Source organism: Novosphingobium huizhouense (genome assembly GCF_020179475.1).
Classification (GTDB): domain Bacteria; phylum Pseudomonadota; class Alphaproteobacteria; order Sphingomonadales; family Sphingomonadaceae; genus Novosphingobium; species Novosphingobium huizhouense.
In genome coordinates this window covers 410,060-436,607 of sequence record NZ_JAILXZ010000001.1, presented here as the reverse complement: position 1 = coordinate 436,607, position 26,548 = coordinate 410,060, and the positions used below count along the sequence as shown (strand labels likewise).

Here is a 26,548-nt window from a genome sequence, read left to right as displayed (position 1 = left end):
CGAGGGGGGAGACCATGGGAAAGGCGATCTTCATCACCGGCGGCGCATCGGGCATCGGCCGCGCGGTGGCGCAGCGCTTCGCGCAGGAGGGCTGGTTCGTCGGGCTGGCCGACGTCAACGAGGGCGGCATGGCGGAGACCGCGGCCTTGCTGCCGGCCGGGAAAAGCTCGTGCCACAAGCTCGACGTGCGCGACCGGGCGGGGTGGGACGCGGCGCTGGCCGACTTCGCGAAAGCGGCGGGCGGGCGGATCGACGTGGTGTTCAACAATGCCGGCGTGCCGGTCGGCGGGCCGCTCGCTGACCTTGCGAGCGACGAGATCGAGCGGGTGCTCGACATCAACCTCAAGGGCGTGATCTTCGGCGCGCAGGCGGCGCACCCCTGGCTCAAGGCGAGCGCGCCGGGATCGGTGCTGCTCAACACCGCGAGCGCGGCGGGGATCTACGGCACGCCCGGCGCCTGCGTCTATTCGGCGACCAAGTTCGGGGTGCGCGCGGTGACCGAATCGCTCGACGGCGAATGGGCGGGCGAGGGCATCGCGGTGCGCGACCTGATGCCGGCGTTCATCGACACGCCGCTGCTCGACCACAACGCCAACCGCGCGAGCAACGAGGACATCCGCTCGCGGGTGAAGGGCGCGGGGCTCGAGATCAGCCCGGTGAGCGACGTGGCGCAAGCGGCCTGGGCGGCGGTGCACGGGGACAAGCTGCACACGCTCGTCGGCCCGACGGCCAGGCGCATGGCGCTGTTTGCGCGGCTGCTGCCGGGGCTGGTGCGCAAGCAGGTGCGCGGGCGCGCCGGCGCGCTCTAGGGCATCAGCGGCGCGAACCGGTCCATGGCCGCGGCCATGGCGGCGTCGCGGGGGCTGATCCCGCCGGCGTCGTGGGTGGTCAGGGTGACCTCGACGCGGTTGTAGACGTTGAACCATTCGGGGTGGTGGTCGGTCTTTTCGGCTTCGAGGGCGACGCGGGTCATGAAGGCGAAGGCTTCGTTGAAGTCGGCGAAGCGGAAGGTGCGGACGAGGGCGAGGCCGTCCTCGCGCAGGGTCCAGCCGGGGTGGTCGGCGAGCACGGTGGCGACTTCTGACGGGGACAGGCGCTGGACGGCCATTGTTTCGCTCTCCTTGGCAGGCTCCGTCCTTTCCCCTATCGCGCAGGCCCATGCAAGCCGCCCGCCTCGCTGCCTACGACATCGCCTGCCGGCGCGGCGACCGGGTGCTGGTGCGCGCTCTGTCGTTCGAGCTGAAGGCGGGCGAGGCGCTGCATCTGGCGGGCCCCAACGGCATCGGCAAGTCGAGCGTGATCCGCATCCTTGCCGGGTTGCTGCGGCCGGCCTGGGGACATGTCGAGCGCGCCGGCGCGCTGGCGCTGTGCGACGAACGGCCCGCGCTCGATGCGCACCAGCCGCTGGGCGAGGCGCTGGCGTTCTGGCAGCGGATCGACGGCGGGGAGCAACCGCGCGCCGACTTCGGGCTCGAGGACTTGCGCGAGGTGCCCGTGGGCTACCTCTCGACCGGGCAGCGCAAGCGCGCCGCGCTCGCCCGGCTGGCGGCCAGCCCGGCCAAAGTCTGGTTGCTCGACGAGCCGCTGAACGGGCTCGACACGCACTGGGGCGCGGCGGCGCAGGCGGCGATCGAGGCGCATCGCGCGGTGGGCGGGATCGCGGTGATCGCCTCGCACCAGCCGCTGGAGCTGCAGCGGCTGCGCACGATCTCGCTGCTGGAGCACCTGCCGTGAGGACCGGCGCGGCCTTGCGCGCGATCTTCGTGCGCGACCTTTCGATCCTGCTGAAAGGCGCGCTGGGCCGCGGCGGGGCGGTGCTGCCGCTGCTGTTCTTCCTGGCGGTCGCGATGCTGTTCCCCTTCGCCGTCGGCCCCGACGCCAGGCTGCTCGCCCGCACCGGCGCCGGCGTGATCTGGGTGGCGGCGCTGCTTGCCGCGATCCTGCCGCTCGACCGGCTGGTCGAGCCCGATGTCGAGGCGGGCTTCTTCGACCAGTGGGCCTTGCGCGGGCTGGCCGAGGAAGGGGTGCTGGCGGTGCGGATCGTGGCGCACTGGCTGAGCTTCGGGGTGCCGCTGATGCTGGCCGCGCCGATCTCGGCCGGGCTGCTTTCGCTCAGCCGCGCGCAGCTGGTGACGATCGAGCAGGGGCTGCTGCTGGGAACGCCCGGCCTTGCCGCGATCGGCGTGACGATCGCCGCGCTGACCGCGGGCCTGCGCGCAGGGTCTGCGCTGGGCGGCATGCTGGCGATCCCGCTGGCGGTGCCGCTGCTGATCTTCGGCGCGGGGTCGCTGCAACCGGGCGGCGAGGGCGGCCTTGCGCTGCTGGCCGCGAGCAGCCTTGCCGCGCTGGCGATCGCGCCGTTTGCCGGCGGGGCGGCGATCCGCGCCGGGCGGGAATAGCGGACTTGCCGGCCCCCAAGCGCAATTTCGTTGTAGATTGCCCGGGCGCGCCCTAACTCGGGCGGCATGACCGTTGCTGCGCTTTCTCCCAGTTCGCTTTCGCTGATCGGCAACACGCCGCTCGTCCGCCTTGCCGGCCCGTCCGAGGAGACCGGGTGCGAGATCTACGGCAAGTGCGAGTTCGCCAATCCCGGCGCTTCGGTGAAGGACCGGGCGGCGCTGTGGATCGTGCGCGACGCCGAGGAGAAGGGGCTGCTCAAGCCCGGCGGGACGATCGTCGAAGGCACGGCGGGCAACACCGGCATCGGCCTGGCGCTGGTTGCCAATGCGCTCGGCTACAAGACCGTGATCGTGATGCCCGAGACGCAATCGCGCGAGAAGATGGACACGCTGCGCGCGCTGCGCGCGGAACTGGTGCTGGTGCCGGCGGCGCCGTTCTCGAACCCCGGGCACTTCGTCCACACCTCGCGCCGCATCGCCGAGGAGACCGACGGCGCGATCTGGGCCAACCAGTTCGACAACATCGCCAACCGCCGCGCGCACATCGAAAGCACCGCGCCCGAGATCTGGGAGCAGATGGAGCACCGCATCGACGGCTTCACCTGCGCGGCGGGCACCGGCGGGACGATCGCGGGCACGGGCCTTGGCCTCAAATCGTTCGACGAGAAGGTGACGATCGCGCTGACCGATCCGCACGGCGCGGCGCTTTACAACTACTACGCCAACGGCGAGCTCAAGGCCGAAGGCTCGTCGGTCGCCGAAGGCATCGGGCAGGGCCGCATCACCGCCAACCTCGAAGGCGCGCCGATCGACACCCAGTTCCGCATCTCGGACGAGGACGGGCTCTACTGGGTGCAGCGGCTGCTGGCCGAGGAAGGGCTGTGCCTGGGGCTGTCGAGCGGGATCAACGTGGCCGGCGCGGTCGCGCTCGCCAGGCAGCTGGGCAAGGGCAGCCGCGTCGCCACGATCCTGTGCGACACCGGCTTCCGCTACCTGTCCTCGCTCTACAATCCGGCCTGGCTCGAGGCCAAGGGCCTGCCGGTCTTTCCCTGGCTGAAGCAATAGGCTAGTATTTCCGGGATGGCGTTTCCCGGCATCCCCTCGCGCAAGACACCGAGCGCCGCTGCTCTGGCGGAGACGCCGGTCGCGCCGCTTCACCATGTTCCGCTGAGCCCGCGCGCGCTGCGGGCGCAGGCCGTGCACCGGCTGCAGGTCGGGCTGTTCGGGCTTGCCGGGATGCTGCTGCTGGTCAGCCTCGCCAATGTCATCATGGACCGCGCCCAGGCAGGCGATTCCGCCGCGGCGACGCCCGAGGCGGCGCTGACCTCGAGCGCGGCCGCCAACGACCCGCTGGTCGACATGGGCGTGGCGCCCGAGCTTCCGGTCGGCGGCGCCGCGCCGGCCGCGCCGCCCGCCAGCCGCCGCAAGCCCTGAGCCGCATCCGCACGATCGCGCTGGCGGTGGCGCCGGTGCTGCTCGTCGCGGCGGCGCTGGTGGCGAGCCGGGCCCGTTACCCGGCGACCGGCCCCGGCGACCCGGCGGCGGCGGTGCCGCCCGGCGCGAGGCCCGAACTCGGGCTGTTCACCAGCCTGCCGCTGCTCTGGTCCGAAGCCGACGACCTGACCGCGCAGCTTGCCGCCGAGCGCACGCCGTCGCCGATCCGCGCCGCGCTCGAGGCGCGCTACCGGCTGCGCCCGCTTGATACCTTGCGCGACGCGCGGCTCGACCGGTTGCGCCTGCTGATGATGGCGCAGCCGCGGCCGCTCGACCCCGCCGAGAACGTCGCGCTCGACCGCTGGGTCCGCCGCGGCGGGCGCCTGCTGCTGTTCGCCGACCCGATGCTGACCGCGCCGAGCCGCTTTGCGCTTGGCGATCCGCGGCGGCCCCAGGACGTGGTGCTGCTCTCGCCGATCCTGGCGCACTGGGGCCTCGTCCTGCGCTTCGACGAGACGCAGCCGGCGGGCCTGCGGGAAATCGCGGGCAGCGGGTTCGCCAGCAATCTGGCCGGCCGGTTCGCGCTGGCGCCGATTGTCGCCGGCGCTAGCGCTGGCGGGGGCGAGCTCCCGCAGTGCCGGATCGTGCGCGCGGGGCTGGGCGCGGCGTGCCGCATCGGCCGTGGCCGGGTCCTCGCGATCGCCGACGCGGCACTGCTCGAGGCGGGCGATTCGCCGCCGGGGAGCGCGGCGGCGCTGCAGGCGATGGCGGCGCAGGCGTTCGGGACGACGCCGCGCTAGACTTGCGGGAAAACACGGGCAGGCGGGCGACCGGCCATGCCGGGCGGGCGCTTCGCCATGCGGAAAACGGCGGGAATGCGTGGGCCGCGGGCGCGCGCCGGGTGGCGTCGCGGGCCGCCGTGGCCAGGCTCGGGCGAAGGGAAAGGCCAAGAAAACGAACGCTTGGCCGCAATTTCCCGCAAAATCCCGTTGTCGCCCGCAGCTTCCCGAGTTAAGACTTCTCTTCATCGGGACGAATTCCATGTCGCATCCGCGGGGGATGGTCGGCAGCGCCATGCGCTTGCCGGAAGGCTGGAGCTTTTGTCCCGCGCGCGGGGGCTTTTGACGTGGCTGGAGGGCCGTCAAATTACTGGGGTCAGGGCTTTTCGCCGCGCGGCGAAAAGAGCCGCTTCGTCCTCCCCGCGGACTTCCGCAGCACGGTGCGCGACGCTTCGGCCGGCCAGCGCGTGCTGTGCCTCGACAAGCACTCCAAGCATCCCTGCCTCGTCGGTTTCGGCCTGTCCCGCGCCGAAAGCTTCGCCGAGCAGATCGCCCACGAGGAACGCGTCGCGCTCGAGCGGCGCGAGGACTTCGATGCCGACATGCGCGCCGCGCAGCTGTTCGGCTTCATGCGCGTGAGCTTCGACGAATCGGGTCGTTTCGTCCTGCCCGACCACCTCGGCGAACAGGCCTCGATCGGCGAGGCGCTGTACTTCCACGGCGGCGGATCGCACTTCACCATCTGGGCGCCCGACGTGCTGTTCGGCATGGGCCCGGGCTGGGACGCCGCCAAGGCGACCTGCCGCGCGCTGATGGCCGAGGCCGCCGGCAAGGGGCGGCGCAAGTGAGGCATTATCCCGACCTTCCCGAAAACGCGCCGCACATCCCCGTGCTGCTCGACGAGGTCGAAGCGGCGCTCGCCCCGGTTCCCGGTGCGGTGATCGTCGACGGCACGTTCGGCGCGGGCGGCTACAGCCGGCGCCTGCTCGCCGCCGGCGCGACCGTCCACGCCTTCGATCGCGACCCGCACGCGATCGCCGCGGGGGCCGCCTGGGGAGAAACCTGTGGAGAACCTGTGCGCCTGGTGCTCCACCACCGGCGCTTCTCCGAGCTTGCCGAAGGCCTCGCCGAGGCCGGAATTGCGCAGGTTCAGGGTGTCGTGCTCGATATCGGGGTGTCCTCGATGCAGATCGACGAGGGCGCGCGGGGGTTTGCTTTTTCGGTCGACGGGCCGCTCGATATGCGGATGTCGCAGGAGGGGCCGAGCGCGGCCGATTTCCTGAACGAAGCCGACGAGGGGGAAATTGCCGACGTCCTCTACCGCTACGGGGAAGAACGTCAGTCGCGCCGGGTGGCGCGCGCGATCGTCGCGGCGCGGCCGCTTTCGACGACCGGGCAGTTCGCCGCGGTGGTGCGCAAGGCTCTCGGCTATGTCCCGGGGATGCGCGGAAAGAATGCTCCCAAGGATCCGGCGATCCGCAGCTTCCAGGCGGTGCGCATCCACGTCAACGGCGAGCTCGACGAGCTGGCGGCCGGGCTTGCCGCCGCCGAGAAGGTGCTGGCGCCGGGCGGGCGGCTGGCGGTGGTCACGTTCCACAGCCTGGAAGACCGCATCGTCAAGCAGTTCCTGCGCGAGGCCGCGGGCGCGACGCCGGGGGGCTCGCGCCACCTGCCGCAGGCCGCGCCCACCCTGACGCCCGTTTTCGAGAAGCCTTCGGCAGCGATCCGTCCGAGCGCTGCCGAAGAGGCGCGCAACCCGCGCGCGCGGTCGGCAACCTTGCGCTGGGCGGTCCGCACGTCCGCTCCGGCGCGGGAGCACCAAGGGAGCATCGCGGCATGATCGTCACCGCCCATCGCATGCGCTCGATCGGCTGGCTCGCGCTGCTCGCGATCTGCGCCGCGCTGGTCATGGTGCTCGCCTTCCGGGTCAACGCGCTGCGCAGCCAGGTCCGGCACGCCGAGCTGAAGATCGTCGCGCTGCGGCAGGAGAAGATGTACCTCGAGACCGAGTTCGAGACGCGCGCCAACCAGCAGCAGCTCAAGGCCTGGAACGACGTCGAGTTCGGCTATGTCGCGCCGACCGCCGGGCAGTATCTCGAGAACGAGCGCCAGCTCGCCGCGCTGTCGAAGCCGGCCGAGCCCGATGCGCCCGAGCCGATCCGGGTGGCGAGCGCCGACGATGCGGTCGTGGCCCAGGCCGCGTTCCCGGCGATGGTCTCGCCGCTGTCGGGCAAGCCGCTCGGCGCCGGCGCGGACGAGGACGAACCCGCCCCGGCCAAGGTCGATCACGCGCGCGCGGCCGCCTCGCTCGGCGCGCGGCTGGCGCGAGTCGACCATGGCGACGAGGCGCCGGTCACACCGCGCATCCGCCAGCTCGTCGCCAAGGACGACGAGGCGGGCGACGCGCCCGCGAAGAAGCCGGCGAAGGACAAATCGGCGAAGGACGGGCCGGCGAAGGACGGGGCTGCGAAGGACAAGCCGGTGGACAAGCGCGCGGCCAAGCCTTCCGCCAAAGTCGCCTCGGCGACTAAGCCTGAAGGCGCGAAGAAGACCGCTTCGGCGGCGGCTGCGGCGAAGAAGCCGGTCGCGGTCGCTTCGAAGAAGCCTGCCGCGGCGGTGGCGAAGAAGCCCGCCGCGACGGTGGCGAAGAAGGAGGTGAAGAAGGCCAAGTGAACGCGCTGACCGCCTCCGCCGCGATCGCGTCTGGCCGCGTCCAGCTGGCCAACGTCCGCCAGCGGTCGCTGGTGACCGCGAAAGTGCGCGCGCTGTGGGTGCTGCTGCTGTTCGTCTTCGCAACGCTGACCGCGCTGGTGCGCATCGCCCAGCTCGGGCTGTTCGAGGACGCGCCCGAGCGCCGCTCGATGGCCGAGGCGCTGCTGCCGCCGCGCGGCGAGATCACCGACCGCAACGGCGTGGTGCTGGCGCGCGCGTTTCCCTCCTATTCGCTGTGGTACAACCCCAAGGCGCTGGGCGAGGGCGGATCGCCGCTGGTCAAGACCCCCGAGGAGGTGGCCAAGGCGCTGCTGGCGATCTTCCCCGACGCCGACTATGCCGACCTCGTGGCGCGGCTCAAGTCGGACCGCCCGAGCTACCTGCGCAAGCGCGTGCTGCCCGAGGAAGCCAACCGGGTCTTCGCGCTGGGTGAGCCGGCGCTCGAATTCCCGCGCGAGAACCAGCGCTATTATCCGCAAGGCTCGCTCGCCGCGCACGTGCTCGGCTATGTCGACGAGGCCGGCGAGGGCCACGTCGGCATGGAGCAGGTGCTGCAGCAGCGGCTGCTCGATCCGGCGCAGCGCGGCCAGCCTTTCGCGCTGTCGATCGACGCGCGGGCGCAGGGCGCGCTCGAGGACGAGCTGGGCCGCGGCATGATGGAATCGAACGCCAAGGGCGCGGCCGGGATCGTGCTCGATGTCGACACGGGCGAAGTGGTCGCGCTCGCCTCGCTGCCCTCGTTCAATCCCAACCGTTCGGACCGCGCGTTCAACGACCTCGTGTTCAACCGCGTGACCAACCAGGTCTACGAGCTCGGCTCGGTGATGAAGCCGGTCACGGTCGCCTCGGCGCTCGACGCCGGGGTGATCGGCGACATGGCGGTGCGCTACCCGGCGGGACCGCTGCACGTCGGCCGCTTCACCATCCACGACAGCCACAACTTCGGCGCCTCGCTCAACGTGCCCGAGGCGCTGATCCATTCGTCGAACATCGTCACGGCGCAAGTCGCCGACAAGCTCGGCGGCCCGGCGCTGCGCAGCACGATGATGGCGCTGGGCATGAACGAGCGCCCGACGATCGAGCTGCCCGCGCGCGGCTTCCCGATCTGGCCCAAGGGCGACTGGGCGCGGCTGACGACGATGACGGTGAGCTACGGCCACGGCATGGCGGTGAGCCCGCTGCACCTCGCCTCGGCCTATGCCGCGCTGGTCAACGGCGGGGTCTATCGCCCGGCGACGCTGTTCAAGGTCGCGCCCGACAAGGTGCCCGAGGGGCGCCGCGTGTTCAAGGCGGCGACCAGCGCGCGGCTACGCCAGCTGCTGCGCATGATCGTGGTGGACGGCACCGGCAAGAAGGCCGATGCGCCCGGCTTCCGCGTCGGCGGCAAGACCGGGTCGGCGGAGAAGCCGGGCACCGGGGGCTATCGCCGGACCTCGCTGATCGCGACGTTCGCCGCGGCCTTCCCGATGGACAAGCCGCGCTACGTGGTGATCGCGATGCTCGACGAGCCGCAGGGCACGCAGGCGACCTCGTTCCAGCGCACCGCGGCGTGGAACGCCGCGCCGGTCGTGGGCCGCGTGGTGCCGCGCATCGGGCCGCTGCTCGGCGTGGTTCCCGACGCGACCCGCGACGTCGACATCTCGGACCTCAGCCCGCTGGTCGGCAACGGAGACGGCGAATGAAGCTGGGCACACTCGCGGCGCAGGCCGGTCTCGCGCTCGCAGGAGACGACAACGCCAACGTGACCGGCTTTGCCATCGATCACCGCAAGGTGGCGCCGGGCACGGTGTTCGGCGCCTTTGCCGGCACGCGCTTCAACGGCGAGGACTTCATCGCCGCCGCGGTGAAGGCGGGCGCGGTGGCCGTGGTGGCGCGGCCGGAGGCCAAGGTCGAAGGCGCGGCGCACATCGCCGACGCCGAGCCGCGGCGCGCCTTCGCGCGGCTGGCGGCGGGCTTCTTCGCGCCGGTGCCGGCGACGATCGTCGCGGTGACCGGCACCAACGGCAAGACCTCGACCGTGGAAATGACCCGCCAGCTGTGGCGCATGGCGGGGCACCCGGCGGCCTCGATCGGCACGCTGGGCGTGACCACCGCCGACGAAAGCGTCTCGACCGGCCTTACCACCCCCGACATCGTGACGTTCCTGTCGAACATGACCGGGCTTGCCCGCGAAGGGGTGACCCACGTCGCCTACGAGGCCTCGAGCCACGGGCTCGACCAGTTCCGCAACGAAGGCCTGCGCGTGATCGCGGGCGCGTTCACCAACCTCAGCCGCGACCATCTCGACTACCATGCGACGATGGAGGACTACTTCGCGGCCAAGATGCGCCTGTTCGACGAGGTCGTGGCACCCGACGGCGCAGCCGTCGTCTGGGCCGACGACGCCTGGTCGGCACAGGCGATCGAGCACGCCGGGCGACGGGGGTTGCGGCTGCTCACGGTGGGAGAGCAGGGGACTGCGGTCCGCCTGCTCTCCCGTACCCCGACCCAGCTCGGCCAGGTGCTCGAGCTCGAGCACGAGGGCGCGCGCCGCAAGGTGACGCTGCCGCTGATCGGCGCCTACCAGGCGGCCAACGCGCTCGTCGCGGCGGGGCTGGTGCTGGCGAGCGGCGGCGAGGCCGGCGCGACGTTCGAGGCGCTGGCGCGGCTGCAGCCGGTGCGCGGGCGGCTCGAGCGCGCGGCGATCAACCGCGCAGGCGCGCCGGTCTATGTCGACTATGCCCACACCCCCGACGCCATCGAGGCGGCGATCGCGGCGCTGCGCCCGCACGTCGCCGACCGGCTGATCACGGTGTTCGGCGCAGGCGGCGACCGCGACGAGGGCAAGCGCCCGGAAATGGGCCGCAGCGCCTGCGCCGGGTCGGACGTGGTGATCGTCACCGACGACAATCCGCGCGGCGAGGACCCCGCGACGATCCGCGCGGCGGTGCTCGCCGGATGCGATGCGAAGGCGCAGGAAATCGGCGACCGGCGCGCGGCGATCGCCGCCGCCATCGCCATGGCGGCGCGCGACGACATCGTGCTGATCGCCGGCAAGGGCCACGAACAGGGCCAGATCGTCGGCCGCGGCGATGCCGTGCGGGTGCTGCCGTTCGACGACGTCCAGGTAGCCAGGGAGTGCACCGCATGACCGCCCATCCCGCGCTGATGGCGTGGCCGAGCGATCCGGCCGATGCGATCGGCACCGCGCTGTGGACCGCCGAAGAGATCGCGGCCGCGACCGGCGGCGTCGCTTCGGGCGATTTCCAGGTGTCCGGCTGCGAGATCGACAGCCGCGAGGTGCGCGAAGGCGACCTGTTCTTCGCGCTGAAGGGCGAGAGCGCCGACGGGCACCGCTTCCTGCCCGGCGCCTTCGACAAGGGCGCGGCGGCCGCGATCGTCGACCGGGCGGTCGACCACCCGCACGTGCTGGTGGCCGATACCTCGAGCGCACTTGAGGATCTCGGGAGAGCCGCGCGAAGCCGCGTCGATGCGGGGATCATCGGGGTGACCGGCTCGGCCGGCAAGACCGGGGTCAAGGAAGCTCTCTACGCCGCGCTCGACCGGGGCAGCCGGGGCCGCGCGCACCGTTCGGTCAAGAGCTACAACAACCATGTCGGGGTTCCGCTGAGCCTTGCGCGGATGCCCGCGCGCACCAGCTTCGGCGTGTTCGAGATGGGCATGAACCATGCGGGCGAACTCGCCGCGCTGACGCAGCTGGTGCGTCCGCACGTGGCGGTGATCACCACGATTGCGCCGGCGCACATCGGCCACTTTTCGGGCGAGGAAGCGATCGCCGACGCCAAGGCGGAGATCTTCGAGGGACTCGAGGCGGACGGGGTGGCGATCATTCCGGCGGACAACCGCCACTATGCGCGGTTGCGCGCCAAGGCCGAGCGGCACGCGGCGCGGATCGTCGCCTTCGGCAGCGCCGCCCATGCCGACGCCCGGCTGCTCGACGCGGTGGCGGCGCCCGGTGGCGGCACGCTGGTGACCGCCGACCTCGGCGGGCGCAAGCTGTGCTACACGATCGCCCAGCCGGGCGCGCACTGGGTCGCCAATTCGCTGGCGGTGATGGCCGCGGTCGAGGCGATCGGCGGCGACCTCGGCGCGGCGGGCCTCGCGCTCGCCGAAATGGAGGGGCTGGCCGGACGCGGCGCGCGCCACGCCGTGCCGGCGCGCGGCGGCGACAGCTCGGGCGCGGCGCTGCTGATCGATGAAAGCTACAACGCCAACCCCGCCTCGATGCGCGTGACGATCGAGCAGCTGGGCGCGACGCCCGCCGCACGCCGCATCGCTGTGCTCGGCGCGATGCGCGAACTGGGCGCCGAGGAAGCGCGCTACCACCGCGAGCTCGCCGGGCCGCTGCTCGCCGCGAAGATCGATCGGGTGATCCTGGTCGGCGCCGAAATGGCGCCGCTGGCGCAGGCACTGGGGAAAAGCGAAGGCGGCGCGCTTGCCGGGGCAATCGAAGTCGACCATGTCCCGACGGCGGCCGAAGCGGCGGAATGCCTAGCTGCGCACGGGCCGCAGGGTGGCGACGCCATCCTCGTGAAAGGGTCGAATTCGGTCGGGCTCGGCGCGCTGGTGCGCGCCCTGACGGCCAGGGAAAACTGAATGCTCTACCTGCTGGCGCACCTGCTTCACTACGAGGGGTTCAGCAACCTCTTCCGCTACCAGACCTTCCGCGCCGGCGCGGCGCTGCTGACCGCGCTGTTCATCGGCCTCGTGATCGGCCCGCGCTTCATCAACATGCTGCGCATCCGCCAGGGCAAGGGCCAGCCGATCCGCGAGGACGGCCCGCAGAGCCACCTCGCCAAGCGCGGCACGCCGACGATGGGCGGGCTGATGATCGTCATTTCGGCGACGCTCGGGCTGCTGCTGTGGATGGACGTCACCAGCCGCTATGTCTGGGCCTGCCTTGCGGTGACCTGGGGCTTCGGCCTGATCGGCTTCCTCGACGACTACGACAAGGTGACCAAGTACGCGCACAAGGGCGTGTCCGCGAAGGTGCGCCTGCTCGGCGAGTTCGTCGTCGCCGGGATCGCCGCCGCGCTGGTGGTGACCGAGACCAACCTCTACGTGCCGGTGTTCAGCAACCTCTACATTCCGCTGGGGCCGTTCTACTACCTGTTCGCCGCTTTCGTGATCGTCGGCGCGGGCAACGCGGTGAACCTGACCGACGGGCTCGACGGGCTCGCGATCATGCCGGTGATCATCGCCTCGGGCACCTTCGCGATCATCGCCTACCTCGCCGGCCGCTCGGACTTCGCGCACTACCTCGGCATCCCGCACGTGCCGGGAGCGGGCGAACTGGCGATCTTCTGCGGCGCGGTGATGGGGGCGGGGCTCGCCTTCCTGTGGTTCAACGCCCCTCCCGCGGCGGTGTTCATGGGCGATACCGGCAGCCTTGCGCTGGGCGGCACGCTGGGCGTGATCGCGGTGTCGGCGCACCACGAGATCGTGCTCGCGATCGTCGGCGGGCTGTTCGTGATGGAGGCGGTCTCGGTGATCGTGCAGGTCTTCGTCTACAGGCGCACCGGCAAGCGCGTATTCCGCATGGCGCCGATCCACCACCACTTCGAACAGCTTGGCTGGAAGGAATCGACCGTCGTGATCCGCTTCTGGATCGTGTCGATCGTGCTCGCGCTGATCGGCCTCGCCACGCTGAAGGTGCGATGAGGCGATGATCGTCTCGCCCGCCTTTGCCGGCAAGCGGTACGCGGTGCTGGGGCTGGCCCGCTCGGGGCTTACCAGTGTCGCGACCTTGCTGGAAAGCGGGGCGGAGGTGATCGCCTGGGACGCGCGCGAGGAAGCGCGCGCCGCCTGCGATCCGCGCGCGACGCTGGCCGATCCGCTGGCGATGGACCTGACCGGCTTTGCCGGCGTGGTCGTCTCGCCCGGGGTGCCGCTCAACCGCCATCCGATCGGACCGCATGCCGCAAGCTTCGGCGTGCCGGTTATCGGCGACATCGAGCTGTTCGCACTCGCCCGCGCCAGCCTGCCGCCGCATCGCGTGGTCGGCATCACCGGCACGAACGGCAAGTCGACCACCACCGCGCTGGTCCACCACCTGATCGCCTCGGCCGGCATCCCGACCCGGATGGGCGGCAACATCGGCCTGCCGGTGCTGGGCGAGGACCCCTTGCCCGCCGGCGGAATCTACGTGCTCGAGCTGTCGAGCTACCAGATCGACCTGACCTTCAGTCTCGAAGCCGACGTCGCCGCGCTGATCAACATCAGCCCCGACCACCTCGACCGCTACGACGGGTTCGAGGCCTATGCCGCGGCCAAGGCGCGGCTGTTCGCGCTGCAGAGGCCAGATCAGCACGCGATTTTCGGACGGGGCGACCCGCAGACGCTGCGGATCGCCGGCGAAGTCTCGGGCAGCCGGGCGGGCAACCTGGTGCAGATCGTCGATCCCGATGCGCTGGCGGGGCAGGAGGCGTGGCCCTCGCTGCAAGGCCCGCACAACCTCCAGAACGCGGCGATCGCCGTCGCCATCGTCGAGGCGCTGGGCATCGGCGAGGCGGTCTGGCGCGAAGGACTGAGGACGTTCGTCGGCCTGCCGCACCGTATGGAGCGCGTCGCGGAAACCGGCGGCGTTCTGTTCATCAATGACAGCAAGGCGACCAATCCGGCCTCTACCGCCCCGGCGCTGGGCGCCTTTCCGCGCATCCACTGGATTCTCGGTGGCCTGCCCAAGGGCGACGATCTCGACGAGTGCGCGCCCTATTTCGACCACGTGGTCCGGGCCTACACGATCGGCGAGGCCGGCCCGCGCTTTGCCGAGTTGCTCGAGCCGGTCATGCCGGTGCAGCGCAGCGAGATGCTGTGCGATGCGGTGCGTCATGCGATGGATGCGGCCAAGCCGGGTGAGGTGATCATGCTGTCGCCCGCCTGCGCGAGCTTCGACCAGTTCCGCAATTTCGAGGCGCGCGGCGACAGCTTCCGCCAGATCGTCGAGGCGTTGATCGCGGATCGCGACGCGCCTTGCCCGCCCGGAGACGGCGCATGAGCACGACCGCCGAGCCGACCCGCCACGTCACCACCCCGACCAAGGATGGCGGCGTCCGCGTGGTCGGGCGCGGCAACCGCTATCGCCGCAGCCGTCGCAGCGAGCTGGTGATCTGGTGGCGCGAGATCGACCGCGTGCTGCTGGGGCTGGTCATGGCGCTGGTCGTGGTCGGCACGATCGCGGTCGCGGCGGCTTCGCCGGCGGGCGCGCACCGGCTTTCGACCGCGCAGAAGTCGCTGGGCGATCTCTACTTCTTCTGGCTGCACCTGCGCTGGCTGGCGGTGGGTCTCGTCGCGATGTTCCTTGCTTCGCTGCTGCCCAAGGAATCGGCGCGGCGGCTCGCCATCCTGATCGCGGGCGCGATGCTCGTCGCGCTCGTGCTCGTGCCGCTGGTCGGCAGCGAAGTGAAGGGCGCCAAGCGCTGGCTCTACATCGGCTTCAGCCTGCAGCCGTCTGAGTTCCTCAAGCCCGGCTTCGCCATCGCGGTCGCGTGGATCCTGTCGTGGCGGCTGCGCGATCCCAACATCCCGGTGATCGCGATCACGATGGGCCTGATGGGGCTGACCGGGGTGCTGCTGATGGCGCAGCCCGACTTCGGCTCGACCGTGCTGTTCGGCGGGGTGTGGTTCGTGCTGGTGCTGCTCTCGGGCCTTCCGGTCAATCGCATCCTGTGGTCGGTGGCGGGCGGCATCGTCGTCGTGATCCTCGCCTACCTGTTCTATCCCAACGCCACCCACCGCATCGACAGCTTCATCTCGGGCGGCAGCGAGTTCGACCAGGTCGACCTGGCCATGCGCACGCTGCTCAACGGCGGGTGGAACGGCACCGGGCTGTGGCTGGGCACCCGCAAGATGGCGCTGCCCGAAGCGCAGACCGACTACATCTTCTCGGTGATCGGCGAGGAGTTCGGGCTGATCGCCTGCGCCGCGATCGTGCTGCTCTACTGCGCGATCGTGGTGCGGGTGATGCTGCGCCTGATCGACGAGGACGACCTGTTCACGATCCTTGCGGGCGCCGGCCTTACCGCGCAGCTCGCCGGGCAGGCCTTCATCAACATCCTCGTCAACCTGCAGCTGTTTCCGTCGAAGGGGATGACCCTGCCGCTGATCAGCTATGGCGGGTCGTCGACCATCGCGCTGCTGCTCGGCGTCGGCTTCCTGCTCGCCATAACACGTCGCAATCCCTATCTGAGCCGCGAATCCTTCGACTTCAGGGAGCTTCCCCGCAGATGAGCGGCAGTCCACCACCGGGTGTCTCGCGGCACTTCGTCCTCGCGGCAGGCGGCACGGGCGGGCACATGTTGCCCGCCTTCGCGCTTGCGGTGGAACTCGAACGGCGCGGCCACCACGTCGCGCTGGTGACCGACGCGCGCGGCGCGAAGATCCCCGGCAAGCCCGACTTCATGCCCGCGCACGTGCTGCCGGCGGGACGGCTCGGCAAGAACCCGGTCGCGCTGGCCAAGGGCCTCGCCGCAATCTGGCGCGGCCGCGCGATGGCGCTGCGCCTGTTCGCGAGCTTCGAGCCGGCCTGCGTGGTCGGTTTCGGCGGCTACCCCGCGCTGCCCGCGCTGCTGGCGGCGCGCGCGGCGAGGATCCCGACCGTGATCCACGAGCAGAACGCGGTGCTCGGGCGGGTCAACCGCTACCTCGCGCCGCGGGTCGATGCGATCGCCACCGCCTATGGCGAAGTCGACCGGCTCGATCCCAGGCACATGGCCAAGGTCCACTGCGTCGGCAATCCGGTGCGCCCGCAAGTTCTCGCGTTGCGCAGCGAGCCGTTCCCCGACTTCGGCGAGGATACGCTGTTCCGCGTGCTGGTGACCGGCGGCAGCCAGGGCGCTTCGGTGCTGTCCGATGTCGTGCCCGACGGCCTTGCCATGCTGCCCGCCGCGCTGCGCCACCGGTTGCAGGTGACGCAGCAGTGCCGGCCCGAGGACCTCGAGGCGGTGCGCGCGCGCTACGCCGGGCACCAGATCCCGGCCGAGCTCGGCACCTATTTCGAGGACATGGCGAGCCGCCTTGCCGAAGCGCACCTGTTCATCGGTCGCGCCGGGGCCTCGACTATCGCCGAGCTGACCGCGGTCGGGCGGCCCGCGATCCTCGTGCCGCTGCCGATCGCGACCGACGACCACCAGGCCGCCAACACGCGCGAGCTGGTGCGCGCCGGCGGCGCGCGCGCGATCCGCCAGAACGGCTTCACCCCCAAGGAACTCGCAAAGCAGATCCAGACGATGGCGCTTCATCCCCAGACCCTTGCCAATGCCGCGCACGCCGCGTGGAACTGCGGCCTGCCCAACGCCGTCAGCGATCTTGCCGACCTCGTCGAAGGCTTCGGCGGCGCGCCGCTGATGGACGTGATCCGGGTGGGCGAATCGCAGAGCGCGCTGGTCCACGCGAACGAAGCGCTGGCGCGCAGTGCATCGCGGCAGGGGGCCGCGCGATGAAGGGCGTCGGCATCGACATCGGCACGATCCATTTCGTCGGGATCGGCGGCATCGGCATGTCGGGCATCGCCGAGGTGATGCACAACATGGGCTATGCGGTGCAGGGCTCGGACCTTGCCGAAAGCTATGTCGTCGAAGGCCTGCGCAGCCGGGGCATCAAGGTGATGATCGGCCAGCGCGCCGAGAACGTCGCGGGCGTGTCGGTCGTCGTCACCTCGACCGCGGTCAAGCGCGACAATCCCGAAGTCGTCGCCGCATTGGAAGCGCGCGTGCCGGTGGTGCGCCGCGCCGAGATGCTCGCCGAGCTGATGCGGCTCAAGAACACCGTCGCGGTGGCCGGGACCCACGGCAAGACCACCACGACCTCGATGGTCGCCTGCCTGCTCGATGCGGGCGGGGTCGATCCGACGGTGATCAACGGCGGCATCATCAATTCCTACGGTTCGAACGCGCGGCTGGGCGACAGCGAGTGGATGGTGGTCGAAGCCGACGAGAGCGACGGCTCGTTCCTGCGGCTCGACGGCACGATCGCGGTCGTCACCAACATCGATCCCGAACATCTCGACCACTACGGCTCGTTCGAGCGGGTGAAGGACAGCTTCGTCGAGTTCATCGAGAACGTGCCGTTCTACGGCGCCGCGATCCTGTGCATCGACCACCCGGAAGTCCAGGCGGTGATTCCCAAGGTGCGCGACCGCCGCGTCGTCACCTACGGCTTTTCGGCGCAGGCCGACGTGCGCGGCGAGGCGGTCACCCCGATCCCGGGCGGCAACCGCTTCACCGCCGTGCTGCGCCAGCGCGACGGCAGCTTCCGCCGGATCGAGGACATCGAGCTGCCGATGCCCGGCCGCCACAACGTGCAGAACGCGCTCGCCGCGGTCGCGGTGGCGCGCGAGATGGGCGTGTCGGACGACCTCATCCGCACCGGCTTTTCCAAGTTCGGCGGGGTCAAGCGGCGCTTCACCAAGGTGGGCGAAGTCGCCTGCGAAGGCGGCAGCGCCGCGATCATCGACGACTACGGCCACCACCCGGTGGAAATCCGCGCGGTGCTTGCCGCGGCGCGCGAAGGCGTGCGCGGGCGCGTGATCGCGGTGGTCCAGCCGCATCGCTTCACCCGGTTGCGCGACCACATGGAGGACTTCCAGGGCGCGTTCAACGATGCCGACGTGGTCTATGCGGCGCCGGTCTATCCGGCGGGCGAGCAGCCGATCGAGGGCGTCGACAGCGCCGCCATGGTCGAAGGCATCAAGGCGCGCGGCCACCGCAGCGCGCACCTGATCGCCGGGGCGGACGCGCTGGCGTGCGAACTTGCGGGCACGCTCGAAGCGGGCGACATGGTCGTCTGCCTTGGCGCTGGCGACATCACCAAGTGGGCGGCGGGCCTTGCCGGCGCGATCGAGCAGGAAAGGGCGGCGGTGTGACCGCTCTCGCCCTGCCGCCGGTGCGCGGCAAGCTGACGCCCGATGCGCCGCTCGCGCCGCTGGTCTGGTTCAAGTCGGGCGGCGCGGCGCAGTGGCTGTTCGAGCCGAAGGACGTCGCCGACCTGCAGGACTTCCTCGCCGGCCTTGCCCCCGACGTGCCGGTCATGGCGCTGGGGCTGGGATCGAACCTCATCGTGCGCGATGGCGGCGTCCCGGGCGTGGTGGTGCGGTTGGGCAAGGCGTTCGCGAAGGTCGCGCGGGTCGACGACGTGACGCTCGATTGCGGCGGCGGGGCCAGCGGCATCCTAGTGTCCAGCACCGCGCGCGACAACGGCATCGCCGGGCTCGAATTCCTGCGCTCAATCCCCGGCACGGTCGGCGGCTTCGTGCGGATGAACGGTGGCGCCTATGGCCGCGAGGTCAAGGACATCCTCGTCGATTGCGACGTGGTGATCCGCTCGGGCGAGCGGGTGACGCTGCCGCTTTCCGACCTCGGCTACACCTATCGCCATTCCGAGCTGGTCGACGGCTGCGTGGTGGTCGCGGCGCGGTTCCGGGGCGAGCCGGGCGAGCCGGCGGCGATCCAGGCCGAGATGGACCGGATCAGCGCCGCGCGCGAGGCGAGCCAGCCGCTGCGCAGCAAGACCGGCGGCAGCACCTTCAAGAACCCCGATGGCGCGAAGGCGTGGGAGCTCGTCGACCGGGCCGGCTGCCGGGGCCTTGCCATCGGTGGCGCGCAGGTCTCCGAAAAGCACACCAACTTCCTCATCAACACCGGCGCTGCCACCAGCACCGAAATCGAAGCGCTCGGCGAGGAAGTGCGCCGCCGGGTGAAGGATCAGTCGGGAATCGAATTGCAGTGGGAAATCCAGAGGGTGGGGCGTCCGTGAGCCTGCCGAAACTACACGTCGCCGTCCTGATGGGCGGGTGGTCGAGCGAGCGGCCGGTCTCGCTGACGAGCGGCGAGGGGGTCGCCAAGGCGCTCGAATCGCGCGGGCACACGGTGACGCGGATCGACATGGGCCGCGACGTGGCGCTGCGCCTCGCCGAGGCGAAGCCCGATGTCGTCTTCAACGCGCTGCACGGCACGCCCGGCGAGGACGGCACGGTGCAGGGCATGATGGACCTGATGGGCCTTGCCTATACCCATTCGGGCCTCGCCACCTCGGTCATCGCGATCGACAAGGAACTGACCAAGCAGGCGCTGGTGCCGCACGGCATCCCGATGCCCGGTGGCCGCGTGGTGCCGACGCATGAGCTGTTCGAGCGCGACCCGCTGCCGCGCCCCTATGTGCTGAAGCCCGTCAACGAAGGCTCTTCGGTCGGCGTGGCGATCGTCACCGACGATGGCAACTACGGCAGCCCGATCTCGCGCGACAGCGTGGGCCCCTGGCAGGAGTTCGACGAACTGCTCGCCGAGCCGTTCATCCGCGGCAAGGAGCTGACCTGCGCGGTGCTGGCCGGGCCCGACGGCCCGCGCGCGCTGCTGGTCACCGAGCTGAAGCCGAAATCGGGGTTCTACGATTTCGACGCGAAGTACACCGACGGGATGACCGACCACATCTGCCCGGCCGAGATCCCGGACGAAGTGACCGAGGCGTGCAAGGACATCGCGCTTCGCGCGCATCGCCTGCTCGGGTGCCGTGGCACCAGCCGCAGCGACTTCCGCTGGGACGATGAACAGTATGTCGAGGGGCAGGGCGCCGACGGGCTGTTCCTGCTCGAAGTCAACACCCAGCCGGGGATGACGCCGCTGAGCCTGGTGCCCGAGCAGGCACGCAAGCTGGGCATGAGCTACGAGGATCTGGTCGAGGCGATCGTCGCCGATGCGCTGGCGGGCAAGTCCGGCGCGACCGCAATTGCGACGACCGGCGGAGGGAAGGGCTAGGCGGCCATGGCGCAGACGATCCGGCGAGGCGGCAAGGGCGTAAGGCGGGCAACCGCCGCCAAGGGCGTGCGCACCAAGGTGGCGACGGCGCGGAAGCAGACCGGGACCGCGGTCGGCCAGGCCCGCCGCTGGCTGCCGTTCAGCGACGAGACGCTGCACCGGATCGTGCTGACCGTGATCCTGACCGTGGCCGCGGTGCTGGTTTGGACGCTGGCGAGCCTTGCCGGCGTGCCCGCGCTCGCCGAGGACAAGCTGGCGCAAGTCGCCGCCGGATCGGGCTTCGAGGTCAAGCGCGTCGAAGTGCGCGGCGTCAACCGGATGAACGAGCTGACCATCTACGAGCACGTGCTGGGCCAGCGCGACCAGGCGATGAGCCGGCTCGACATCGCGGCGCTGCGCGAAGGTCTGCTGCAGCTGCCGTGGGTGAAGGACGCGCGCGTGTCGCGCCAGCTGCCCGATACGCTGGTGGTCGACGTGGTCGAGCGCAGCCCCCATGCGGTGATGCGCCAGGGCGACAAGCTGACGCTGATCGACGAGACCGGGCACGAGCTCGAGGCGGTCAGCGCGAAGAAGGCCAAGGGGCTGTTCGTGATGGCTGGCGAGGGGGCCGAGGCGCACGTGCCCGATCTCGCCACGCTGCTCGAGGCGGCGCCTGCGCTCAAGCCGCAGGTGGCGCAGGCCGAATGGGTCGGCAACCGGCGCTGGAACCTGACGTTCAAGACCGGGCAGGTGCTCGCGCTGCCCGAAGGCGAGGACAAGGCGGCGGCGGCATTGGTCACCTTTGCGCGGATGGACGGGGTCGACCGCCTGCTTGGCGGACGCGTGGCGAGCTTCGACATGCGCGCGCCCGATCGCATCTACCTGCGCGTGCCGGGGCATGCCGACGAACTGGCGGCGCAGCAGAAGGCGGCGGCGCAGGCCAAGGCGGCGGCCAGGGCCAAGAGCGGCGACAACCGCCAGGTTGCCGCCTCGAGCGCGGCCGCAGCGCCGAAGCCGGCGGCAACGGCGCAGGACTGACCCGATGGCCGTACCGCGCATCACCAAGGTCTTTGCCGCCGTCAACCTCGGCTCGTTCCGCACCTCGGCGATGATCGCCGGGCTGTCCGAAACGGGCGAGATGGTCGTGCTCGGCTCGGGCCATCGCGCCAGCCAGGGAATCAAGCGCGGCTATGTCACCGACATGCAGGCCGCGACCCATTCGGTGCGCGATGCGATCGAGCGCGCCGAGAAGATGGCCAATGCGAGCGTCCAGTCGGTGTGGATCGGCTGCTCGGGCGCGGGGCTGGTCAGCACCACCGCCAAGGTCGAGGTCGAAGTGGGCGGGCGGCGGATCGAGCAGGACGACATCGAGCACCTGCTCGTCGCCGGGCGCGAGGTGATCCAGCCCGACGGGCGCACCGTGCTTCACGCCCAGCCCGCGCACTATACGCTCGACGGCGCGCACGGCGTGCCCAACCCCAAGGGGCTCCATGCCGAGCGGCTCGCGGTCGACATCCATGTGATGCTCGCCGATGGCGCGCCGGTGCGCAACATCAAGGAAACGGTCGAGAACGCGCACCTCAAGGTCGAGGCGGTGGTCGGCTCGCCGGTGGCGGCGGGGCACGCCTGCCTCAGCCCCGAGGAGCGCGAGCTGGGCGTGGCGCTGGTCGAATTCGGCGCCGAAGTGACGACCGTGTCGGTCTATGCCGCGGGCATGCTGCTGGGCATGCAGGTGGTGCCGTTCGGCTCGGGCGACATCACCGACGCGATCGCCTCGGCCTTCGGCATCCGCCGCTACCAGGCCGAACGGCTGAAGTGCATGTCGGGCTCGGCCATCGCCAGTCCCGCCGACCATCGCGAGATGATCCCGGTCAACGCGCCCGGCGATCCCGAAGGCGGGCCGGTCGCGCGCCACGCCGACGACAAGAACCGGATTCCGCGCGCCGAGCTGATCTCGGTCATCACCCAGCAGCTCGGGCGCTTCACCGAAGAGGTGGCCAAGGCGTTGAAGGCGATGGGTTTTACCGGCCAGAGCGGGCAGCAGGTGGTGCTCACCGGGGGCGGGGCGCAGCTGCCGGGCCTTGCCGATTTCGCGCAAGCGGCGCTGGGCCGGCCCGTCCGCATCGGCTCGCCGCCGACGATGCTCGGGCTGCCCCCGGGCCATGCCACGCCAAGCTCATCGACGCTGGTCGGGCTGGTGCTCTACGCCGCGGCCGACCCGGTCGACATCCGCGCGGTCGGGCCGAAATGGAACCCCGCCGAAAGCGGCTATCGGGGCACGAAGTTGATCAATCGCGTGTGGCGCGCGCTGCGTGAATACTTTTGACCCCGGCGTGGCCCGGATCGGCGGGAATACGGGGCGTTTCGCCACTCCATCCTGTGGAAAAGCCGAGTTTAACTTTGCTTCGGGGAAACGTTGTGTGCCAAAGCTCGGGCAAACCTGCCTTGCGCTGCGTCGCACGCGTCGCGCGACCCATCTGACCCGCTGAGGGAGAGACCGACATGAGCATCAACATCGGACCGCCGGCGATCGACGAGCTTCGTCCGCGCATCACGGTGATCGGCGTGGGCGGGGCGGGCGGCAACGCCATTGCCAACATGATCCGCGCCGGGATCGAGGGGGTCGACTTCATCGTCGTCAACACCGACGCGCAGGCGCTCAACAACTCGATCGCGGACACCCGCATCCAGCTCGGCCCCGACATCACGCAGGGCCTCGGCGCGGGCGCACGGCCCGAAGTCGGCCGCGCCGCGGCGGAGGAAACGCTTGAGGACATCGAGCGCTCGCTCGAGGGCGTGCACATGGTGTTCATCGCCGCCGGGATGGGCGGGGGCACCGGCACCGGCGCCGCGCCGGTGATCGCCGAGGCGGCGCGCCGCAAGGGCGTGCTGACCGTGGGCGTGGTGACCAAGCCGTTCCTGTTCGAAGGCACGCGCCGGATGCGCGCTGCCGAAAGCGGCATCGAGGAGCTGCAGAAGCACGTCGATACGCTGATCGTCATTCCCAACCAGAACCTGTTCCTCGTCGCCAAGGCCGAGACGACGTTCAAGGAAGCGTTCATGCTCGCGGACGAAGTGCTGCAGCAGGGGGTGCGCTCGATTACCGACCTGATGGTGATGCCGGGCCTGATCAACCTCGATTTCGCCGACGTGCGCTCGGTGATGGGCGAGATGGGCAAGGCGATGATGGGCACGGGCGAAGGCGAAGGCCCCAACCGCGCGCTCGAAGCCGCCGAACGCGCGATCGCCAATCCGCTGCTCGACGGCGTGTCGATGCAGGGCGCCAAGGGCGTGATCATCTCGATCATCGGCGGGGACGACATGAAGCTGCTCGAAGTCGACGAGGCGGCCAACCACATCCGCGAGCTGGTCGACCCCAACGCCAACATCATCTGGGGCAGCGCCTTCAACCCCGATCTCGACGGCAAGATCCGCGTCTCGGTCGTCGCCACCGGCATCGAGCAGAGCGCCGAGCAGGCCGAGATCGCCGCGCGTCCCGCCGCGATCCCCGGCGCCTCGCGCGGGCCAGCCTTCCCCGGCGCGGCGCCGGCGCGCGCGCCTGCCGCACCGATCGCACAGGCCGAACCCGCCCCTGCGCCGGTGCCCCAGGCCGCGCCCGCCCATCCCGCCGCGCCTGCACAGCCCGCCGCGGCGCCCGCCGCATGGACGGGCGCGCCCGCGGCGCCGGTCCAGCCGGGTTTCGCCTCGCTCGAGCCGCAGCCGGCCGAAGAGGAAGCGCTCGACCTGACGCTCGACCTCAGCGAGGAGCAGGCCGAGCCGGCCCCTGCCACCCCGCTCGCCGACGAGCTTCAGCTCGGGCCGGCCGAGGAACAACCGGCGCCTTCGCGTTTCGGACGCGCCGCACCTGCGCCCGCGGCGCAGCCCGCGCCGGCGCGTCCGGCCGCCGGCAGCACGCTGTTCGAGCGCATGGCGAACCTCTCGCGCGGCGCGGCGCGGAGCGGCGACGACGAAGCCCAGGAAGAGGGCGGCTCGCTCAACATCCCGCGCTTCCTCGGCCGCCAGAACAACCAGTAAGCCGAAGTCCACGAACCAGGGCGCGGCGCTCCCCCGAACGCGGGGAGCGTCGCGACCCTCCGCCGGCGGCCCCGTTGCCGCCGCTTAAGGTCGCTGCCGCTATGGGGTGGGCCCGATGAAGCGCCGAACCGTCAGCCGCCAAGTCCCTGTCACGCGCTGCCGCGCGGACGCTGTCGCGCTTGCGCTCGCCGCGGCGCCGCTCGCGCTCGCCCCTCTTGGCGGCGCACTCGCCCAGCCGGTGGTGCAGCCGACGGGGCCTGGCGCGGTCTCGCCGAGCCAGGCGCTCAATGCCGCGCTGACCCGGCTGGCGCGCGATCCGCGCAACCTGACCGCGCTGATCGACGCCGGCACCGCCGCGCTGCAACTGGGCGATACCGACGCTGCGGTCGGCTTCTTCTCGCGCGCCAACGAGATCGCGCCCGGCAACGGGCAGGTGAAGGCGCAGATCGCGACCGCGATGCTGCGCGCCGACCGCCCGACCGACGCGATCCGCTACTTCGACGAAGCCCAGGCTGCGGGCGCCGACCTGATGCCGTTCGCCGCCGACCGCGGCCTTGCCTATGATCTGGTCGGCGACAATGCGGCGGCGCAGCGGCTCTACCAGCAGGCGCTGGCGCGCGGCGGCAGCGACGAACTGGTGCGCCGCCAGGCGGTCAGCCTCGCCATCGCCGGCGACCGCCGCGGCGCCGAAGCGACGCTGGCGCCGCTGGTCCAGCGCCAGGATCGCGCGGCCTGGCGGGCGCGCACCTTCATCATGGCGATCACCGGCAATCCCGACGAGGCGGTCTCGGTCGCCTATGCCTCGATGCCGCAGGACCTTGCCGCCGGGATTGCACCCTATTTGCGCTTCATGCCGCGCCTGACCGCGGCGCAGCAGGCGGCGGCGGCCAACCTCGGCCGCTTCCCGCGCGCCGCCGACATCGGCCGCGACGACCCCAAGATCGCCGAATATGCCGCGCTCCACCCGCGCGCACCGCGCATCGACCAGGGGCTGATCCCGGCCGGCGCGGCGCTCGGCGGCAATGGCGCGCAGAAGGGCGCGCAAGTGGCGAGCCGCGACAAGCGCCGCCGGCCCGGCCGCGACCAGCAGCTCGCGCTGGCCACACCGCCCCGGCAGGCAGCGACGCAGGCGGGGACGCAGGTGGCGAACACGACGGTGCCCCCGGCTCCGACGCTTGCCGCGGTCCCGCAAGCCGCAGCGCAGGGGTATGCGCAGACGGGGGGGCAGACGGGCGCGCAGACCGGGGCGCAGGTCGCCGCGGCGAGCGTCGCGGTGCCGGTCGTTCAGCCGACGCCGGGCGCCTCTTCTTCGCTGGCGACGGCTGCGTCCCCGGCCGATCCGGGCACGGCGGCGCGCGCGCCTTCGGTTGCTGCGCCCTATCCGCTCGCGCGGATCGACATGGCGCCGGGCGCCGCACCGCCGCCGCGGGTCACCACGATTCCGGTCACGCGCCGGCAGGTCCAGCCGCTACCGCCGTCCGCCCAGCCTGCGAGCGGCGCGATTACGGCCGGTCCGGTGGCGGGCAGCCCGGCTACCGCCGGCCCGGTTGCGGGCGCTCCGGTTGCGGTGGGGCCGAGCCCTGTTCCCGCGCCGAGCCCCGCCCCCGGGCCGCGCCCGGCGCCTGCGCCCGTCGTCGCCGGCCCGGTGCCGACCGAGAGCGCCGAGGCGGCGCCGCCGGCGGCCGACTTCCGCGCCTTGTTCGACGGTTTCCGCGCGCCCGAGGAGGAACAGCGCAGCGCGGTTGCGGCGGTCGACCTCGCGACGATCCGGCCGCGCGGCCGTTCGGCGCCGCCCAAGCCGGCGGTCGCTGCGTCCTCGCCGGTCGCCGCTCCGGGCAAGGGCGCCAAGGTCGCCGCGGACGAGGCGCCTGCCGCCAAGGACGGCAAGTCGGCGAAGGCGGCCGGCCGGACAGGCGCGCGCGGCGAGCGTCCCGACGGACCGACCGCCGTCTCGCGCACCACCGAGCGCGAGGTGCGCGTCGCGCAGGTCGATGAGGACAGCGACGCCAAGGGGGGCAAGGGCGCGAAGTCCGCCAAGGACGCGAAGAGCGGCAAGGACGCCAAGGATACGAAGGGCGCCAAGGATGCGAAGGATGGAAAGGGCGGCAAGGGCGCCAAGGACGCCAAGTCCAAGGCGGGCCCGAGCCATCCCAGCCGGATCTGGGTCCAGGTGCTGAGCGGCGGCAACCGCGACCAGATGGGCAAGGAATGGCGCGGCCTGGTCAAGGAGGCGGGGGCGCTCAAGGCGCGCAAGCCCTATCTGAGCGCGTGGCGCGGCAATTTCCGCCTGCTGACCGGTCCGTTCGAAAGCGACGCCGCGGCGCAGGACTTCGTCCGCACGCTGAAGAAGGACGGGGTCTCGAGCTACCAGTGGACGAGCCCGGCGGGCCAGGCGGTGGACCCGCTCGCGCTCGATTGAGCGGGGGGTGAAGCCGCGCGGAAGCCGGGCCGAAACCGAACC

General features: G+C 71.4%; 24 protein-coding genes. 23 read left to right on the top strand and 1 reads right to left on the bottom strand.

Annotated features, from left to right (window positions below; genetic code table 11):
• The first annotated feature begins 14 nt into the window (after nucleotides 1-14).
• Nucleotides 15-809, top strand: coding sequence for an SDR family oxidoreductase (locus K3A85_RS02185; protein WP_225204859.1), 795 nt, complete (start codon nucleotides 15-17; stop codon nucleotides 807-809).
• Here the strand turns inward: K3A85_RS02185 and K3A85_RS02180 are convergent.
• Entirely contained in the window at nucleotides 806-1,108 is a 303-nt protein-coding gene (locus K3A85_RS02180) for a 4a-hydroxytetrahydrobiopterin dehydratase (protein ID WP_225204858.1), read from the bottom strand. The genes K3A85_RS02185 and K3A85_RS02180 overlap by 4 nt on opposite strands.
• A gap of 50 nt (nucleotides 1,109-1,158) precedes the next feature.
• Here K3A85_RS02180 and ccmA point away from each other — a divergent pair, with 50 nt between their 5' ends.
• From ccmA to K3A85_RS02070, 22 genes are all read left to right on the top strand, one after another.
• Nucleotides 1,159-1,734 carry a heme ABC exporter ATP-binding protein CcmA gene (ccmA, locus tag K3A85_RS02175; protein ID WP_225204857.1) on the top strand — a complete coding sequence of 192 codons (576 nt, stop codon included), beginning with the start codon at nucleotides 1,159-1,161 and terminating at the stop codon, nucleotides 1,732-1,734.
• A complete protein-coding gene (gene ccmB / locus K3A85_RS02170) occupies nucleotides 1,731-2,399 on the top strand; it encodes a heme exporter protein CcmB (RefSeq protein ID WP_225204856.1) in 669 nt (222 codons plus the stop codon). Before ccmA ends, ccmB begins: the two co-directional genes overlap by 4 nt.
• A 66-nt stretch (nucleotides 2,400-2,465) precedes the next feature.
• Nucleotides 2,466-3,464, top strand: a complete 999-nt coding sequence (locus K3A85_RS02165; protein ID WP_225204855.1) for a cysteine synthase A — start codon at nucleotides 2,466-2,468, stop codon at nucleotides 3,462-3,464.
• 15 nt (nucleotides 3,465-3,479) lie between these two features.
• Nucleotides 3,480-3,833 carry a hypothetical protein gene (locus K3A85_RS02160; RefSeq protein ID WP_225204854.1) on the top strand — a complete coding sequence of 118 codons (354 nt, stop codon included), beginning with the start codon at nucleotides 3,480-3,482 and terminating at the stop codon, nucleotides 3,831-3,833.
• Nucleotides 3,834-3,859: 26 nt separating this feature from the next.
• Nucleotides 3,860-4,633: a Gldg family protein gene (locus K3A85_RS02155; RefSeq protein WP_225204853.1), complete on the top strand. Its 774-nt coding sequence runs from the start codon at nucleotides 3,860-3,862 to the stop codon at nucleotides 4,631-4,633.
• A gap of 326 nt (nucleotides 4,634-4,959) precedes the next feature.
• Nucleotides 4,960-5,460, top strand: a complete 501-nt coding sequence (locus K3A85_RS02150; protein ID WP_225204852.1) for a division/cell wall cluster transcriptional repressor MraZ — start codon at nucleotides 4,960-4,962, stop codon at nucleotides 5,458-5,460.
• Nucleotides 5,457-6,452 carry a 16S rRNA (cytosine(1402)-N(4))-methyltransferase RsmH gene (gene rsmH / locus K3A85_RS02145; RefSeq protein WP_225204851.1) on the top strand — a complete coding sequence of 332 codons (996 nt, stop codon included), beginning with the start codon at nucleotides 5,457-5,459 and terminating at the stop codon, nucleotides 6,450-6,452. The genes K3A85_RS02150 and rsmH overlap by 4 nt, the downstream gene beginning before the upstream one ends.
• On the top strand, nucleotides 6,449-7,285 hold the full coding sequence (locus tag K3A85_RS02140; protein ID WP_225204850.1) for a hypothetical protein: 837 nt from the start codon (nucleotides 6,449-6,451) through the stop codon (nucleotides 7,283-7,285). The genes rsmH and K3A85_RS02140 overlap by 4 nt, the downstream gene beginning before the upstream one ends.
• Nucleotides 7,282-9,006 (top strand): peptidoglycan D,D-transpeptidase FtsI family protein, encoded by a 1,725-nt coding sequence (locus tag K3A85_RS02135; protein WP_225204849.1) that lies wholly within the window; start codon nucleotides 7,282-7,284, stop codon nucleotides 9,004-9,006. The genes K3A85_RS02140 and K3A85_RS02135 overlap by 4 nt, the downstream gene beginning before the upstream one ends.
• Entirely contained in the window at nucleotides 9,003-10,454 is a 1,452-nt protein-coding gene (locus tag K3A85_RS02130) for a UDP-N-acetylmuramoyl-L-alanyl-D-glutamate--2,6-diaminopimelate ligase (RefSeq protein WP_225204848.1), read from the top strand. The genes K3A85_RS02135 and K3A85_RS02130 overlap by 4 nt, the downstream gene beginning before the upstream one ends.
• Nucleotides 10,451-11,920 (top strand): UDP-N-acetylmuramoyl-tripeptide--D-alanyl-D-alanine ligase, encoded by a 1,470-nt coding sequence (locus K3A85_RS02125; protein WP_225204847.1) that lies wholly within the window; start codon nucleotides 10,451-10,453, stop codon nucleotides 11,918-11,920. The genes K3A85_RS02130 and K3A85_RS02125 overlap by 4 nt, the downstream gene beginning before the upstream one ends.
• A complete protein-coding gene (gene mraY / locus K3A85_RS02120) occupies nucleotides 11,921-12,985 on the top strand; it encodes a phospho-N-acetylmuramoyl-pentapeptide-transferase (protein WP_225204846.1) in 1,065 nt (354 codons plus the stop codon).
• A 4-nt stretch (nucleotides 12,986-12,989) separates the two neighbouring features.
• Nucleotides 12,990-14,321: a UDP-N-acetylmuramoyl-L-alanine--D-glutamate ligase gene (gene murD / locus K3A85_RS02115; RefSeq protein ID WP_225204845.1), complete on the top strand. Its 1,332-nt coding sequence runs from the start codon at nucleotides 12,990-12,992 to the stop codon at nucleotides 14,319-14,321.
• Nucleotides 14,318-15,553, top strand: a complete 1,236-nt coding sequence (locus tag K3A85_RS02110) for an FtsW/RodA/SpoVE family cell cycle protein (RefSeq protein WP_225204844.1) — start codon at nucleotides 14,318-14,320, stop codon at nucleotides 15,551-15,553. Before murD ends, K3A85_RS02110 begins: the two co-directional genes overlap by 4 nt.
• Complete coding sequence (gene murG, locus K3A85_RS02105; protein ID WP_225204843.1) at nucleotides 15,550-16,764, top strand: undecaprenyldiphospho-muramoylpentapeptide beta-N-acetylglucosaminyltransferase; 1,215 nt, start codon at nucleotides 15,550-15,552, stop codon at nucleotides 16,762-16,764. Before K3A85_RS02110 ends, murG begins: the two co-directional genes overlap by 4 nt.
• Entirely contained in the window at nucleotides 16,761-18,185 is a 1,425-nt protein-coding gene (gene murC / locus K3A85_RS02100; protein ID WP_225204842.1) for a UDP-N-acetylmuramate--L-alanine ligase, read from the top strand. The genes murG and murC overlap by 4 nt, the downstream gene beginning before the upstream one ends.
• Entirely contained in the window at nucleotides 18,182-19,075 is an 894-nt protein-coding gene (murB, locus tag K3A85_RS02095; protein ID WP_225204841.1) for a UDP-N-acetylmuramate dehydrogenase, read from the top strand. The genes murC and murB overlap by 4 nt, the downstream gene beginning before the upstream one ends.
• Nucleotides 19,072-20,073, top strand: coding sequence for a D-alanine--D-alanine ligase (locus K3A85_RS02090; RefSeq protein WP_225204840.1), 1,002 nt, complete (start codon nucleotides 19,072-19,074; stop codon nucleotides 20,071-20,073). Before murB ends, K3A85_RS02090 begins: the two co-directional genes overlap by 4 nt.
• Nucleotides 20,074-20,079: 6 nt before the next feature.
• Nucleotides 20,080-21,090 (top strand): cell division protein FtsQ/DivIB, encoded by a 1,011-nt coding sequence (locus tag K3A85_RS02085; RefSeq protein ID WP_225204839.1) that lies wholly within the window; start codon nucleotides 20,080-20,082, stop codon nucleotides 21,088-21,090.
• Between the two features lie 4 nt (nucleotides 21,091-21,094).
• Nucleotides 21,095-22,378, top strand: a complete 1,284-nt coding sequence (ftsA, locus tag K3A85_RS02080) for a cell division protein FtsA (protein ID WP_225204838.1) — start codon at nucleotides 21,095-21,097, stop codon at nucleotides 22,376-22,378.
• A gap of 176 nt (nucleotides 22,379-22,554) precedes the next feature.
• Nucleotides 22,555-24,087 (top strand): cell division protein FtsZ, encoded by a 1,533-nt coding sequence (gene ftsZ, locus K3A85_RS02075; protein ID WP_225204837.1) that lies wholly within the window; start codon nucleotides 22,555-22,557, stop codon nucleotides 24,085-24,087.
• 115 nt (nucleotides 24,088-24,202) lie between these two features.
• Complete coding sequence (locus tag K3A85_RS02070; RefSeq protein WP_225204836.1) at nucleotides 24,203-26,506, top strand: SPOR domain-containing protein; 2,304 nt, start codon at nucleotides 24,203-24,205, stop codon at nucleotides 26,504-26,506.
• Nucleotides 26,507-26,548: the final 42 nt, after the last annotated feature.

Bases quoted from the DNA above. Each gene is read 5' to 3' on its own strand.
- K3A85_RS02185 (WP_225204859.1), top strand. From the start codon at position 15: ATGGGAAAGGCGATCTTCATCACCGGCGGCGCATCGGGCATCGGCCGC.
- K3A85_RS02180 (WP_225204858.1), bottom strand. From the start codon at position 1,108: ATGGCCGTCCAGCGCCTGTCCCCGTCAGAAGTCGCCACCGTGCTCGCC.
- ccmA (WP_225204857.1), top strand. From the start codon at position 1,159: ATGCAAGCCGCCCGCCTCGCTGCCTACGACATCGCCTGCCGGCGCGGC.
- K3A85_RS02165 (WP_225204855.1), top strand. From the start codon at position 2,466: ATGACCGTTGCTGCGCTTTCTCCCAGTTCGCTTTCGCTGATCGGCAAC.
- K3A85_RS02160 (WP_225204854.1), top strand. From the start codon at position 3,480: ATGGCGTTTCCCGGCATCCCCTCGCGCAAGACACCGAGCGCCGCTGCT.
- K3A85_RS02140 (WP_225204850.1), top strand. From the start codon at position 6,449: ATGATCGTCACCGCCCATCGCATGCGCTCGATCGGCTGGCTCGCGCTG.
- K3A85_RS02130 (WP_225204848.1), top strand. From the start codon at position 9,003: ATGAAGCTGGGCACACTCGCGGCGCAGGCCGGTCTCGCGCTCGCAGGA.
- K3A85_RS02125 (WP_225204847.1), top strand. From the start codon at position 10,451: ATGACCGCCCATCCCGCGCTGATGGCGTGGCCGAGCGATCCGGCCGAT.
- mraY (WP_225204846.1), top strand. From the start codon at position 11,921: ATGCTCTACCTGCTGGCGCACCTGCTTCACTACGAGGGGTTCAGCAAC.
- murD (WP_225204845.1), top strand. From the start codon at position 12,990: ATGATCGTCTCGCCCGCCTTTGCCGGCAAGCGGTACGCGGTGCTGGGG.
- K3A85_RS02110 (WP_225204844.1), top strand. From the start codon at position 14,318: ATGAGCACGACCGCCGAGCCGACCCGCCACGTCACCACCCCGACCAAG.
- murG (WP_225204843.1), top strand. From the start codon at position 15,550: ATGAGCGGCAGTCCACCACCGGGTGTCTCGCGGCACTTCGTCCTCGCG.
- murC (WP_225204842.1), top strand. From the start codon at position 16,761: ATGAAGGGCGTCGGCATCGACATCGGCACGATCCATTTCGTCGGGATC.
- K3A85_RS02085 (WP_225204839.1), top strand. From the start codon at position 20,080: ATGGCGCAGACGATCCGGCGAGGCGGCAAGGGCGTAAGGCGGGCAACC.
- ftsA (WP_225204838.1), top strand. From the start codon at position 21,095: ATGGCCGTACCGCGCATCACCAAGGTCTTTGCCGCCGTCAACCTCGGC.
- ftsZ (WP_225204837.1), top strand. From the start codon at position 22,555: ATGAGCATCAACATCGGACCGCCGGCGATCGACGAGCTTCGTCCGCGC.
- K3A85_RS02070 (WP_225204836.1), top strand. From the start codon at position 24,203: ATGAAGCGCCGAACCGTCAGCCGCCAAGTCCCTGTCACGCGCTGCCGC.